The organism is Brevundimonas subvibrioides (assembly GCF_027271155.1).
Lineage (GTDB): Bacteria > Pseudomonadota > Alphaproteobacteria > Caulobacterales > Caulobacteraceae > Brevundimonas > Brevundimonas subvibrioides_D.
In genome coordinates, this window is record NZ_CP114542.1 from 698722 (window position 1) to 711579 (window position 12858).

Annotated in this window: 19 protein-coding genes; 11 read left to right on the forward strand and 8 right to left on the reverse strand. The window is 66.5% G+C overall.

Annotated elements, in window-relative coordinates; translation table 11 throughout:
• Nucleotides 1-27: 27 nt before the first annotated feature.
• The 10 genes from O3139_RS03465 (at nucleotide 28) to O3139_RS03510 (ending at nucleotide 6420) form a co-directional block, all read left to right on the forward strand.
• Nucleotides 28-411 (forward strand): VOC family protein, encoded by a 384-nt coding sequence (locus O3139_RS03465; protein ID WP_269515521.1) that lies wholly within the window; start codon nucleotides 28-30, stop codon nucleotides 409-411.
• Nucleotides 412-450: 39 nt separating this feature from the next.
• Nucleotides 451-705 (forward strand): FitA-like ribbon-helix-helix domain-containing protein, encoded by a 255-nt coding sequence (locus tag O3139_RS03470; protein WP_269515522.1) that lies wholly within the window; start codon nucleotides 451-453, stop codon nucleotides 703-705.
• Entirely contained in the window at nucleotides 668-1099 is a 432-nt protein-coding gene (locus O3139_RS03475) for a type II toxin-antitoxin system VapC family toxin (protein WP_269515523.1), read from the forward strand. The genes O3139_RS03470 and O3139_RS03475 overlap by 38 nt, the downstream gene beginning before the upstream one ends.
• Before the next feature lie 4 nt (nucleotides 1100-1103).
• Nucleotides 1104-1937 (forward strand): S-formylglutathione hydrolase, encoded by an 834-nt coding sequence (gene fghA / locus O3139_RS03480; RefSeq protein ID WP_269515524.1) that lies wholly within the window; start codon nucleotides 1104-1106, stop codon nucleotides 1935-1937.
• A gap of 3 nt (nucleotides 1938-1940) precedes the next feature.
• Entirely contained in the window at nucleotides 1941-2183 is a 243-nt protein-coding gene (locus tag O3139_RS03485; RefSeq protein ID WP_269515525.1) for a hypothetical protein, read from the forward strand.
• A gap of 90 nt (nucleotides 2184-2273) precedes the next feature.
• Entirely contained in the window at nucleotides 2274-2888 is a 615-nt protein-coding gene (locus O3139_RS03490) for a superoxide dismutase (protein WP_269515526.1), read from the forward strand.
• A 109-nt stretch (nucleotides 2889-2997) separates the two neighbouring features.
• Entirely contained in the window at nucleotides 2998-3933 is a 936-nt protein-coding gene (locus tag O3139_RS03495) for an MBL fold metallo-hydrolase (RefSeq protein ID WP_269515527.1), read from the forward strand.
• 176 nt (nucleotides 3934-4109) lie between these two features.
• Nucleotides 4110-4727 carry a 30S ribosomal protein S4 gene (gene rpsD / locus O3139_RS03500; RefSeq protein WP_013270528.1) on the forward strand — a complete coding sequence of 206 codons (618 nt, stop codon included), beginning with the start codon at nucleotides 4110-4112 and terminating at the stop codon, nucleotides 4725-4727.
• Between the two features lie 143 nt (nucleotides 4728-4870).
• Nucleotides 4871-5953 (forward strand): WD40/YVTN/BNR-like repeat-containing protein, encoded by a 1083-nt coding sequence (locus tag O3139_RS03505; RefSeq protein WP_269515528.1) that lies wholly within the window; start codon nucleotides 4871-4873, stop codon nucleotides 5951-5953.
• Nucleotides 5954-6039: 86 nt separating this feature from the next.
• Complete coding sequence (locus O3139_RS03510; RefSeq protein ID WP_269515529.1) at nucleotides 6040-6420, forward strand: hypothetical protein; 381 nt, start codon at nucleotides 6040-6042, stop codon at nucleotides 6418-6420.
• A 1-nt stretch (nucleotide 6421) separates the two neighbouring features.
• Here O3139_RS03510 and O3139_RS03515 read toward each other — a convergent pair whose 3' ends face one another.
• The 8 genes from O3139_RS03515 to map all read right to left on the reverse strand — a co-directional run bounded on the left by O3139_RS03515 (nucleotide 6422) and on the right by map (nucleotide 11931).
• Nucleotides 6422-7477 (reverse strand): sensor histidine kinase, encoded by a 1056-nt coding sequence (locus O3139_RS03515; protein ID WP_269515530.1) that lies wholly within the window; start codon nucleotides 7475-7477, stop codon nucleotides 6422-6424.
• A 220-nt stretch (nucleotides 7478-7697) separates the two neighbouring features.
• Entirely contained in the window at nucleotides 7698-8123 is a 426-nt protein-coding gene (locus tag O3139_RS03520) for an acyl-CoA thioesterase (protein WP_269515531.1), read from the reverse strand.
• Between the two features lie 3 nt (nucleotides 8124-8126).
• Nucleotides 8127-8492, reverse strand: a complete 366-nt coding sequence (gene grxD, locus O3139_RS03525; RefSeq protein ID WP_420022335.1) for a Grx4 family monothiol glutaredoxin — start codon at nucleotides 8490-8492, stop codon at nucleotides 8127-8129.
• A gap of 80 nt (nucleotides 8493-8572) precedes the next feature.
• Complete coding sequence (locus O3139_RS03530; RefSeq protein WP_269515532.1) at nucleotides 8573-9475, reverse strand: aldo/keto reductase; 903 nt, start codon at nucleotides 9473-9475, stop codon at nucleotides 8573-8575.
• 6 nt (nucleotides 9476-9481) lie between these two features.
• Nucleotides 9482-9727 (reverse strand): BolA family protein, encoded by a 246-nt coding sequence (locus tag O3139_RS03535; protein ID WP_269515533.1) that lies wholly within the window; start codon nucleotides 9725-9727, stop codon nucleotides 9482-9484.
• Between the two features lie 60 nt (nucleotides 9728-9787).
• A complete protein-coding gene (locus O3139_RS03540) occupies nucleotides 9788-10312 on the reverse strand; it encodes a GNAT family N-acetyltransferase (RefSeq protein WP_269515534.1) in 525 nt (174 codons plus the stop codon).
• Nucleotides 10309-11052: a RadC family protein gene (gene radC / locus O3139_RS03545; RefSeq protein WP_269515535.1), complete on the reverse strand. Its 744-nt coding sequence runs from the start codon at nucleotides 11050-11052 to the stop codon at nucleotides 10309-10311. Before radC ends, O3139_RS03540 begins: the two co-directional genes overlap by 4 nt.
• A gap of 48 nt (nucleotides 11053-11100) precedes the next feature.
• Nucleotides 11101-11931: a type I methionyl aminopeptidase gene (map, locus tag O3139_RS03550; protein ID WP_269515536.1), complete on the reverse strand. Its 831-nt coding sequence runs from the start codon at nucleotides 11929-11931 to the stop codon at nucleotides 11101-11103.
• Between the two features lie 145 nt (nucleotides 11932-12076).
• Between map and O3139_RS03555 the strand changes: the two genes are divergently transcribed.
• Nucleotides 12077-12832, forward strand: coding sequence for a competence/damage-inducible protein A (locus O3139_RS03555; protein ID WP_269515537.1), 756 nt, complete (start codon nucleotides 12077-12079; stop codon nucleotides 12830-12832).
• The last annotated feature ends 26 nt before the right edge of the window (nucleotides 12833-12858 follow it).

A 12858-nucleotide genomic window follows, 5' to 3' on the forward strand; every position in this document is an offset into this window, starting at 1 on the left:
TCGCTTTATCGAAGCCGGGAGATCACCATGTTCACTCACGTTACCGTCGGTGCCAACGACGTCGAGGCGTCGCGGCGCTTCTATGATGCCGCGCTCGGGGCGCTCGGGGTTGACGCCGGTGCCGGCCCCGACGCCAAGGGCCGCTACTGGTGGCGCACGCCGCGCGGGGCTTTCGCGATCGGCGCGCCGATCGACGGAGAGCCTGCCTGCCATGCCAACGGCGGCACGATCGGCTTCGCGGCGAAGGATGCCGATGCGGTCAAGGCCTTCCACGAGGCGGGCGTCGCGGCCGGTGGCACCGCCATCGAGGACCCGCCCGGCCCGCGCCAGGGTCCGTTCGGCACCCTGAACCTGGCCTATCTGCGCGATCCGTCGGGCAACAAGATCTGCGCGATGCACCGGGCGGGGTGACTGCTGGCTGAATTGTTAGCGTCGTGCTATCATGATCCCATGGGGCAGCTTCTGATCCGCAACCTCGATGACGAGACGATCGCGACACTGAAGCGCGTGGCGGCGCGTGAATCGAAATCGCTGGAGCAGAAGATGCGCGACCTGGCTGAACGCGAGGCACGGCGCGAGGAGGAGGAGTTCTGGCAACTGGCCGCCTTGACCCGTGAGATGACGCGCGGGGCCGACCTGGACATCGATGCCTTGATACAAGAGGGTCGTGCAGAGCGTGATCGTGCGATCCTCGGCGATCTGTGACGCCAATATCGCCGTTCGCTGGCTCGTGGATCACCCGTTGTCGGCGCTCGCCATCGAGGCGCGTCAGGCCCGCGACCTGATCGCGCCGCAGCTCCTCCTTTCCGAGGTCGCCAATGCGCTGCGAGGCTATGTGCGGGTGGGGCTCATTCCTCTGGAGCTGGCGCAGACCCATCTTGTCCGGTTGCCACGCCAGATAGAGCTGCGCCCGGAAGAGCAGCTGATGCCGCTCGCCTTGCGCCTGTCCGTAGAGCACGATCATCCGGCCTATGATTGCGTTTATGTCGCCATGGCGTTGACCCTCAACTGCCCCCTGGTGACTGCGGACGGAAAGCTGGCCAAGGCCTTTGAAGGGCTACGGGGGCTTCAGCTTGAACATCTGGGCAGCACGGTCTGAGCGCATGGACATCGTCAAGACCCACGCCGTCCACGGCGGCACCCTGCGCTATCTGAAGCACGACAGCGCGGCCACCGGCACGCCGATGACCCTGTCGGTCTTCGTGCCTGCGGGGGAGGGGCCGTTCCCCGTGCTGATCTGGCTGTCGGGCCTGACCTGTACCGAGGACAATTTCACCACCAAGGCCGGGGCCTACCGGGCCGCCGCCGGGCATGGCGTCATCGTCGTCGCCCCCGATACCTCGCCGCGCGGGGACGGCGTGGCCGACGATCCGGCCTATGACCTGGGGCAGGGCGCGGGCTTCTATGTGGACGCGACCGAAACGCCCTGGGCTTCGCATTTCCGCATGGAGACCTATGTCACCCGCGACCTGCTCACCCTGATCGACGCCGGGTTTCCGACGACCGGCGTGCGGGGCATCAGCGGCCATTCGATGGGCGGCCACGGGGCGCTGACGCTGGCGCTGCGCCATCCCGATCTGTTCGCCTCCGTCTCGGCCTTCGCCCCGATCTGTTCGCCGACGCGCTGCGCCTGGGGCGACAAGGCGTTCAGCGCCTACCTCGGCCCGGATCGCAAGGCCTGGGACAGTCACGACGCCGCGCGGCTGATCGAGGCCGGGGCCGCCCGGGGTCGCTTCGACGACATCCTGATCGATCAGGGCGATGCCGACAGCTTTCTGGCCGACCAGCTGAAGCCTGAACTGTTACAGGCGGCCGCCGATGCGGCGGGACAGAAGGTCACGCTCCGGATGCAGCCCGGCTATGACCACTCCTACTTCTTCATGGCCAGTTTCATCGCCGACCATGTGGCCTTCCACGCCGAACGGCTTAAGGCCTGAACGATGACCGATATCATCGACACCAGCACCCCGGACCACGAACCGATGTTCGGGGCCCTCTGCACCGAACTGGGCATCTGCCTTCACGCCAGGGGTCAGGCCAGGGTGGTCGCCGCCCTGCCATCCGGGCTGGACGCGGCGGTCAAGGCCGTCTTCGCCGCCGAAGGCATCGACTTCCTCAATGCGTCCGGCAGCCTGAAGCGGGATGTGCGTGACTGTCTGAAGGCGCATCTGCCGGCGGCATGAACGAAATCGGCCGCGAAGCGCTTGGGTCCCGAGCCTGACGGCCCAAATCTCGTTCCGAGTCACCCACCCCCGTCGCCAAGGAGCCTCCCCATGGCCTTCACCCTGCCGCCCCTGCCCTATGCCTATGACGCGATGGAGCCCGCCATTGATCAGGAGACGATGACCTTCCACCACGGCAAGCATCATCAGGCGTATGTCGACAAGCTGAACGAGGCGGTCGCCGCCGATGCCGCGCTGGCCGGCCGTTCGATCGAGGATCTGCTCAAGGGCGTGTCGACACTGCCAGGCGCCGTGCGCAACAACGGCGGCGGTCACTGGAATCACAGCCTGTTCTGGGAACTGCTGGCCCCTGTCGGCCAGGGCGGCGAACCCTCGGCCGACCTGACCGCCGCGATCGACCGCGACCTGGGCGGGCTGGACAGGTTCAGGGCGGATTTCAACGCGGCCGGTGCGGCCCGGTTCGGCTCCGGCTGGGCCTGGCTGATCGTGCAGGACGGAAGGCTGAAGATCACCTCGACCGCCAACCAGGACAATCCGCTGATGGATGTCGCCGATGAGAAGGGTTCAGTCGTTCTGGCCGCGGATGTCTGGGAACACGCCTACTACCTGAAATACCAGAACCGTCGGCCTGACTATCTGAAGGCCTTCTGGACGGTGGTGAACTGGAACAAGGCGAACGCCCTGTTCGCGGCCGCGACGGCCTGACGGACCCGGAGGCGGGCCGTGGGCGAAACTTCACGGTCCGCCCATCTGGCGCATCGCCTGTCGCGCATTATCTCAGCGGCGCTGTCGTTTCCCCGCGCCGAGGTTTTCCATGATCCCCCATTTCAAGATTGCCGCCGCCGGTCTGGTCCTGTCCGCCGTCCTCATCGGCGGAGGCTGCTCGAAGGCTCAGGAATCCTCCGCTCCTTCCACTACCGCACCGGCTGCCAATGCCGATGTCACCCGGTTCAAGATCGGGTCGCTCGAAGCCATCGCCCTGCGTGACGGTGGCCTGACGGTTCCCAATGACAACAAGGTGCTGGGCGTCGGCCGTACGCCCGAAGACGTGGCCGCTGTCCTGACCGGAGCCGGTCTGCCGGGAGATCAGATCAGCCTGTCGATCCAGCCGCTGTTGATCCGCGACGGCGATCGTCTGGTCCTGATCGATACGGGCGCGGGGGCCGCCTTCGGCCCGGTCGGCGGCAAGCTTCCGGCGAGCCTGGCCGCCGCCGGGATCGCTCCGGATGAGATCACCGACATCCTGATCTCTCACAGCCACGGCGACCACGTCGGGGGCCTGGTGAACGCGTCGGGCGCGCTGGCCTTCCCCCGGGCCACCATCCGCATGGCGGCCGCCGAGTGGACCTTCATGCAGGCCAATGCCGAGCTGAAGTCGATCGTCGATGTCATCACGCCCAGGGTCGAAACCTTCGCGCCCGGTGCCGAAGTTGCGCCGGGCATCACCGCGATCGCCATCGAGGGCCATACACCCGGTCACAGCGGCTATGAGATCGTGTCGGGCACCGAGCGTCTGCTCTACGCGGGCGACGCCATGCATCACTCGGTCGTTTCGGTGCAGCACCCGGAATGGAAGATCCTGTTCGATGACAATGCGCCGGTCGCCACCGCCAGCCGCGAGGCGCTGGACGCCCGCGCCGCCGACGGCCACACGCGCCTGTACTTCGTCCACTTCCCCTATCCCGGGCTGGGCCACATCACCAGGACGGGCGACGTCTACCGCTGGGTGCCGGAAATTCCGGCATCCTGAGGGCAGGGCAGGGCCGTTTGGTTGACTCCGCGGCCCCGCCTCTTCATAAGGCCCGCTTTCCCGCGCCCGGCCCCGGTCGGCTGCGTGAAATCCACTACGGACGATGCGTGGACCGCCGTTGAGATCGCCCTTCCATTCGGGGAGGGGCCGGGCCGCATCATTTTGAAGAGACCAGAATGTCCAAGCGCCACAGCGCCAAATACAAGATCGACCGCGCCATGGGTGAAAACCTGTGGGGCCGCGCCAAGAGCCCGGTCAACAAGCGCTCCTACGGCCCCGGCCAGCACGGCCAGCGCCGCAAGTCCAAGGTTTCCGACTTCGGCCTGCAGCTGAAGGCCAAGCAGAAGCTCAAGGGCTATTACGCCAACCTGACGGAAAAGCAGTTCCGCAAGACCTATGACGAGGCCGCCCGCCGGAAGGGCAACACCTCCGAGACCCTGATCGGTCTGCTGGAAGCCCGTCTGGACGCCACCGTCTATCGCGCCAAGTTCGTGCCGACCCCCTGGGCCGCGCGCCAGTTCGTCAACCACGGCCACGTGACCGTCAACGGCAAGAAGGTGAACATCGCCTCCTACACGCTGAAGCCGGGCGACGTCGTCGAGGTCAAGGAAAAGTCCCGCAACATGGCGCTGGTGCTCGAAGCCCAGCAGTCCGGCGAGCGCGACATTCCCGACTATCTGGAACTGGGTGACCGCGGCTTCTCGGTCCGTTTCGTCCGCTTCCCCGAACTGGCCGACGTGCCGTTCGCGGTGAAGATGGAGCCGAACCTGGTCGTGGAATACTACAGCTCGTAAGGGCTCGGACCGCACCGTAGGCGCGTCCGTGAGATCGAAGGCCCCGGAGCAATCCGGGGCCTTTGCATTTGCGCATTACGCACTGTTCATTTGCGTCGAGGCGTAAAGCACGCTTTCCATGATCATCCGACAGGGAGGGTGTCATGGATCGCAGACAGGTGCTGGCCGCAGGTGTGGCCATCGGGGCCTTGCCGGGCCTCAGCTGGGCCCAGGGGGCTGAACCCGCGTGGGTCAAGCAGCCGACCGAGCCCTATCGCGGAAAGCAGGACGACGTGGTCTTCGTCGACGCCCTGACCGGCTGGTACGGCAACGGTGCCGGCAAGCTGTTCAAAACGACGGACGGCGGCCAGAGCTGGATACAGATCCTCGACCGTCCCGGCACCTTCGTCAGGGCCCTCGGCTTCGTGGATGCGAACCTGGGGTTCCTTGGCAATATCGGACCTGACTACTTCCCGGGCGTGTCTGATGCGACGCCTCTGTACCGGACCCGCGACGGTGGAGCCTCGTGGGAAACTGTGACGATCGACGGCCCGGCCGTGACCGGCATCTGTGCCATCGACGTCCACAAGGCCTCTTTCATCAACGCGGGCGTTCTTGACCACAGGGTCACTATCCGCGCGGGTGGCAGGGTCGGCGGGCCGGCGCTTCTGGCCACCTCGCGCGACGGGGGCGAGACCTGGACGTCCGAGGACCTGTCGGCCCTGACGGCCATGATCCTGGACGTGCATTTCGTCGATGAGCGGATCGGCTTCATCTGCGGGGCGTCCGATACCAACGTCGAACAGTCCCGCCCCGTGATCCTGCGGACCGGCGACGGCGGCCGCAGCTGGTCGCGGGTCTATGAAGGTCGGCGGTCCTTCGAGCTGACCTGGAAGATGAGCTTCCCGACCGAGACGACCGGTTATGTGACCGTGCAGAGCTACGACCCCGACCCTGCTATGACCCGGAGGGTCTTCGCCAAGACCACGGACGGCGGCCTGAGCTGGTCTGAACTGCCCCTGGTGGACAATGCGGCGGTGCGCGCGTTCGGCGTGGGCTTCGTCGACGACCGTCATGGCTGGATCGGAGCCGTGCCGAATGGCTTCGAGACCCGCGATGGCGGGGCGACCTGGGCCCCGGTCCAGATGGGAAATGCGGTCAACAAGGTGCGGATCGTGCCGAACGGATCGGGCGTCGCCGTCTTCGCCATCGGCGTCGAGCTGCACCGTCTGGACCTGCCGGGCTGAGGCACTGGCCCGGTCGGAGAAAATCAGGTGCGAAGGGGACCGAATTGGGCGATGATGCCCTTGAAGGTTGTTGAAGGACCGGGGACATGGGACCCATCCGCACGCTCGCATTGATCGCCGTCACCGCCGTGGCCATGTCCGGCTGCGCGATGCTCCGTCAGGCTGCGCCGCCCCGGACCGCCGCCATGCCGGGTCAGCTGGAGCCGATCCATGCGGCTGCGATCACCAATGACCTGGCCGTGTTCCGGGTCAGCTCCAACGGCTGTACGGACAAGGACGACCTGATGCCGGTTGTGGACCGGATGCGCGATGGCTCGATCATCACCCTTCGCCGGATCGACGAAGACCTCTGCGACCATACGCTGGCCGATGGGGTCGAACTGCAGTGGTCGTTCGAGGAACTGGGCCTGACCCCGGGTACGCGGGTGTCGGTCAACAATCCCTATCAGTTGCCGCCGACGACCTGATCTAGACGGCGCTGCCGGTCGCTTCGACGGCCGACAGCGGGCTGTGGATCACCGAGACGAGCGTCCCGTGGCTGCCGCTTTCGACCTGGATGCGGGCCTTGAGCTGTTTCGACAGCGCCTCGACGATACTGGTGCCCAGGCCCGGCGTGGCGCTGGCGGCGTCCTTGGGCATGCCCACGCCGTCATCCCGGATCGACAGGGTCCAGTCCGGGCCATGACTTCGATAGCCCACGACAATGGATCCGCTGCGGCCGCCGGGGAAGGCATGCTTCAAGGCATTGATGACCAGTTCGGTCACCACCAGACCCAGGCTGACGGAGACGTCTGCATCGGTGACGCTGTCGTCGACCTCGACCGTCAGTTTCAACCGTGTCGGGTCGTGGATCATCGAAGCGCCGATGCTTTTGCACAACTGGGTGAGGTAGGGCTCCAGCTCGACGGCCCCGAGACGCGAAGCGGCCAGCTGCTGCTGCAGGGCGGCGACCGACATGACGCGGCTGTGGGCGTCGCGCAGATTGATGCGGGTCTCTTCGGAGGTCGTCTTTCTGGCGCTCTGCAGGATGACGCTGGCGATGATCTGCAGACTGTTGGCGACGCGGTGCTGGAGTTCCTGAAGCAGGATCGCCTTTTCGCGCAGCAGGTCGTCCTTCTGCTGTTCGCCTTCGCGGGCGGCGGTGACGTCCTCAATGGTCATCAAAAGGCGGACAGGGTCGGCGGCCGAGTAGTTCAGCCGCTGGGCATTGATCACGAGCTTGCGGATACCCGCCTTGATGCCCTTCAGATCCATCTCATAGGCCGCGATGGCCGCATTGCCGTCCGCCGTGGCTTCCAGCAGGACGCGTAGCTGGGGCTTGTTCCATTCGCCGGTCCCGACCTCGCCCAGGAAGCGGCCGACGATCCGGTCCGGGTCGATGTCGAAGGCCACGCAGAAGGACGTGCTGGCTGCGATGACCTTCAGGGTCGCATCGAGCAGCAGCAGGGGGGGTCTGGACGAACCCACCACGGCCAGCGCGAGACTGAGGGGACCGTCGGGATGCAAGGGCGGGTGGGCAGCCACGGCTGACCCTTCAGGTGATCCGGAGCCTCGCGGAGCGAAAGACATACCCGGCCGAGATTTTTGGAAACTGGCAGCGACCGAGTGTCAGGCGCCAACTGAAGTCATCGAGGAACCTATTGCGCTTCGGGAGGCCGGACGCAATCCGAAAGACTCGCGCTCCATGGAGCGCGAGGGTCCAGACGCCGTAACGCTTGAGTAGGGCAGACGTTGCCTTGACCGGTCAGCGGCGTTCGAAGGTCGGCAACATGGTCGCGGGAATCCGGGTCGGGCGCAGGGTCGCCGCCTCGACCAGACACCAGTCCGATACGCCCTGGGCGCACAGGCGACCCTCGCCGTCCTCGATGCGGACATAGCGGGCGAAGCGCGGGCCGCGGGGGTCACCGACCCAGGTCCGGGCGATGGCCGTGGCATCGGGCTGGAGCGCGCGGAGGTAGTCGATCTCGTGCCTCAGGGCGACCCACGACCATTTCGCACGCGTTTCGGCGTCGAAGCGGGCGTTCCAGTGGGTCGTGCCGGCGTCCTGCAGCCAGCCGACATAGACGACGTTGTTGACGTGGCCGTTCTCGTCGATGTGCTCGGGCCGGATTACGAGCGGCAGCTCGAAAATCTCCCGATCGACCCTCGGCTCCAGGACGGTACGAGCCACGGTTCAGGCCTCGCCGAGCGGCACGCCTTTTTCGACCATCAGGGCGGTCAGTTCTCCGGCCTGGAACATCTCCTTGACGATGTCGGAGCCGCCCACGAACTCGCCCTTCACATACAGCTGCGGGATGGTGGGCCAATCGGTAAAGGTCTTGATTCCGTCGCGCAGACCGTCGTCCTGCAGCACATCGACGCCGACGAAGGATGCGCCGATATGATCGAGGATCTGGACCGCATGGGCCGAGAATCCGCAGCGCGGGGAGTCGGGCGTGCCCTTCATGAACAGGACGACCGGATGTTCGGCCACCGTCTGGGCGATGAAAGCGTGGATCGGATCGGCGGGGGGCGCGGTATCGAGAGCTTGGTCGGACACGGAGGGACGCCTTTCGTTGCAGGCGTCAGCTAGGGTCGGCGACCCCGGCGGTCAAGGGTCGGCGCATCACCAGACCGCGATCAGGCCGCGACTCTGGCCATCTCGATCTGGGCGGCAAGGCCAGGCGGCATATCCTTCTCCGGCACCGCGGCCAGGATGTTGAGCCGCTCGGCGTCGCTGGCCTTGATCAGGACGCTGGAGACCGAGGGATCGCTCATGGCGTGGGCCAGGCAGATGGCCTCTGCGGTCCAGTTCGGCGTGCGATGCAGGAAGGCGAAGGTGCCCGCGCTGGCCAACGGATTGGCTTTGCGCCACCCGCCGAAGCCGAACAGGCCCATCTTCGGCTTTTTGAGCGTGACCGCCTTCTTTTCGGTGTTCAGGCTGTCGGGGAAATACTCATAGGCCAGGATCGCCATGTCCTGCTCGCGCGCCGCCCGCATCCGCGAACGGACCCGCCAGTCGGAATTGACATGGAAGGGGGTCGCCAGAACATCGAAAGCCCCGGTCGAGACATAGGTGTCCATCACCTCGGTCTCGCCCGAGATGCCCAGATATCGTACCCGACCGGTGGCGCGCAGGGCCTTCAACGCGTTCAGCGACGACTGCGGCAGTTCATGCTCGCCGGGCTCTTCGAGCAGGGCCATGTCGATCCAGCCTAGCCCCGAGATCTGCAGCGCCCGGTCGATGGCTGCGGTCATGCCCTCTGCGGAGAAGTCGCGAGCCGAGCCTCGCCGACCGTCGCCCGCCCCCAGTTGCAGGCTGACGTTCAGCAGCTTGCGCTCGACGTTGACCAGGGCCTGACCCAGGACCTCGGCCAGGACAGGGTCGGCGGTTTCCAGCCGGTAGGAGTTGATGCCCGCTTCCAGGGCACAATAGATCAGGTCGCTGGCGGCACCCTGGCCGCGGGCAAGGCTGTCGAGGCCCAGGCTGAGGGTCAGGGTCGAGATGGCGGCACCGGACGCGCCGAACGGGCGATAGCGCATGTCGTGTCAGCTCGTCGTGACAGGGGGAGCGGAGGTTTCGAGCGCCAGGGCGTGCAGGGCACCGCCCATATGCCCCTTCAGGGCGGCATAGACGAGCTGATGCTGCCGGACGCGCGGCATGCCCGCGAAGGCGCTCGAGACGATGCGCGCGCGGTAGTGATCCCCGTCGCCCGCCAGATCGTCGATGACGATCTCGGCGTCGGGAAACGCCTGGTTCAGATAGGCGTGAAGGGTTTCGACGGGCATGGGCATGGAGGGTGAACGGCTCCCGGATTTCGGCGGCGATGATGAAGCCCAAGGGTTAATGGCTCGCTACGGCTTTCGCATCCGCTCCAGCAGCAGCGTCGGTTCGCCGCGATAGGTGCCTTCGGCATAGATGGCATAGCCCACCCGGCCCGCCAGACGGATGGAAGCGAGATTGCCGGGGGTGATCATGCAGACGGTGCGAGGGGCGTCGAGGACGGTGTCGGCCCAGGCGAGGGCGGCTTCCACCCCTTCACGGGCCAGGCCCTGGCCCTGGAAAGCCCCGGCGATGCCCCAGCCCAGCTCGGGTGCGTCCATCGGCGGACTGACATCGCGGCGATAGTTCAGAACGCCGACCGAGCCGACATAGGTCCCGTCCGCCTTCAGCCGCATCGACCAGTTGCCCCGCCCCAGGGCCGACCAGTGGCCGAGGTCGCGCAGGACGCGGAACCAGACCTCCTCCTCCGACAGGGCGCGGCCCGTGATCTCGCGGGTGAAGGCCTCGTCGCGCCACAGGGTGGTCATGTCCTCGAAATCGGACAGGGCGACCGGCGTCAGGGTCAGGCGGGCGGTGGACAGGACAGGACCGGTCACATCAGCCCCAGCTGCTTGAAGCTGGTCACGCCCTCGCGGCCGACAATCAGGTGGTCGTGGACCTCGACGGCCAGGGACCTGGCGGCCTGGACGACCTGTCGGGTCATGTCGATATCGGCGCGACTGGGCGTCGGGTCGCCGGATGGATGGTTGTGGACCAGGATCATGGCGGCGGCGGAGACTTCCAGTCCGCGGCGTACAACCTCGCGCGGATAGACCGGAGCGTGATCGACCGTGCCCCGGTTCTGGACCTCGTCAAGGATCAGCTGGTTCTTCTTGTCGAGATACAGGACCCGGAACTGTTCGCGCGGCTCATGCTGGAGCGCGAGACGGACATAGGCCAGCAGAGCCGTCCATGACGAGATCACGGGGCGTTTCGTGGCCGGTTCCCTGGCCACGCGCTGGGCCACCTCGTGCAGGGCTGCGAGGTCGAGCGCGGTCTCCATGCCGACGGACTTTGTACGGCCTTTCGTATCCACGGTGCGGACGGTCATCAGGTCCTCGACCGACGCAGCGAGGACAGCGGCCAGTGAGCCAAAGCGGGCGAGAAGCGCCTTGGCGATCGGCTTGACGTCGCCCTGCGGCTGGCTCCGGAACAGGAACAGCTCCATCAGCTCGTAATCCGGCAGATGGGTCAGGCCGGCGGTGCGGGCGCGGTGACGCAGGCGTTCCCGGTGGCCGACATGATGGGGCAGGGGTCTGGCAGGCGTCCGGGCGGTGTCCTCGCTTTGATCCGTCACGCCGGTCCCCACAATCGCAGGTTCAGGCTAGCGTTTATGCCACAGGGTTCAAGCCCCGGCAGCCGCCGGGTTGAACAGGCCCATGGGGCTGGCGGTGAAGATCTCTATCCCATCCTCGGTAACGCCCACGGTGTGCTCGCACTGGGCCGACAGGGACTTGTCGCGGGTCACGGCGGTCCAGCCGTCGGACAGGACCTTCACGTGCGGCTTGCCCAGATTCACCATCGGCTCGACGGTGAAGAACATGCCCGGCTTCAGCACCGCGCCCTCGCCCTTGCGCCCGTAGTGCAGGACGTTGGGGCTGTCGTGGAACAGCCGTCCGATGCCGTGGCCGCAGAAGTCGCGCACGACACTCATCCGGTTGGCCTCGACATGACGCTGGATGGCGAAGCCGATGTCGCCGAAGGTGTTGCCGGGCTTCACCTGTTCCAGACCGAGCGCCAGGGATTCATAGGTGACGTCGATCAGCTTTCGGGCGCGGGCATTGACCTGGCCGACCGCGAACATGCGGCTGGAATCGCCGTGCCAGCCATCGACGATGACCGTGTGGTCAACGTTGACGATGTCGCCGTCCTTCAGCACCCGGTCGCCGGGTATGCCGTGACACACCACATGATTGATCGAGGTGCAGACCGTCTTCATGTAGCCCTTGTAGCCGAGGCAGGCGGGCAGGCCGCCGCGGTCGAGAGTGTACTGGCGGATGCGGTCGTCGATCTCCTGGGTCGTGACGCCCGGCACCACATAGGGCGTGATCATGTCCAGCGCGTCGGCCACCAGACGCCCGGCAATGCGCATGCCCTCGAAATCGTCGGGCTCGTGCAGGCGGATGGCGCTGGTGCGGACCAGGGTCTCGGTGTCCAGCTCGGGCGTTTCATACATGGTCGGGTCTCGGGCACGCTGGGACCAGCGTTTCGGGGGTGACATGGCGACCCTAGCACGAAATCTCAAGCCGTTTCAGGGTGCCGCGAAAGGGCAAGGGGGCGCGACCCCTTGCGGCCGGGCCAGGGCGGCGTAGGTGAGCGGCATGGAACACACATCCCCCACCGCCGCCGTCCTGATCATCGGCGATGAAATCCTGTCCGGGCGGACGGCGGACACCAATCTGAACACCATCGCCCGATTCCTGGCGGCACTGGGGATCGACCTGCTGGAGGCGCGCACCGTGGGTGACCGGCCGGGGCAGATCATCGAGGCGCTGAACGCGTTGAGGGCGGCTCACGACTACGTCTTCACCACCGGCGGCATCGGGCCGACGCACGATGACATCACAGCGGACTGCGTGGCCGAGGCCTTCGGTGTGGCCATCGGCGAACGGGACGATGCCCTCGCCATCCTGGAGCGGCGCTACGGCGATGAGTTGAACGAAGCGCGGCGGCGGATGGCGCGGATCCCCGACGGCGGGGTGCTCATCGCCAATCCGGTCACGGACGCACCCGGATTTCAGATCGGCAATGTCTTCGTCATGGCGGGCGTGCCCAGGATCATGACGGCGATGCTGGAGGACCTGGTGCCCCGGCTCCGGACCGGGGCTGTGGTCCATGCTCGGACGCTGAGAGTCACCGGCGTGGGCGAGGGGGCGATCGCGGCACCGCTGGCGGAGGCGGCCAGGGCCAGCCGCGACCTGTCGTTCGGCAGCTATCCGTTCGGGGCGGGCTCGGACGGGGAGGTCGGAACGAACCTGGTCGTGCGTGGCCGGGATGCGGCTGCGGTCGAGGCGGCGGTCGACGCCCTGGCGGCGGCGCTGGGCGCGGCCGGCATTTCGACGTCCCGCCAGGCCTGAAGACGGCGGGCCTTTCGCAAGGCCCG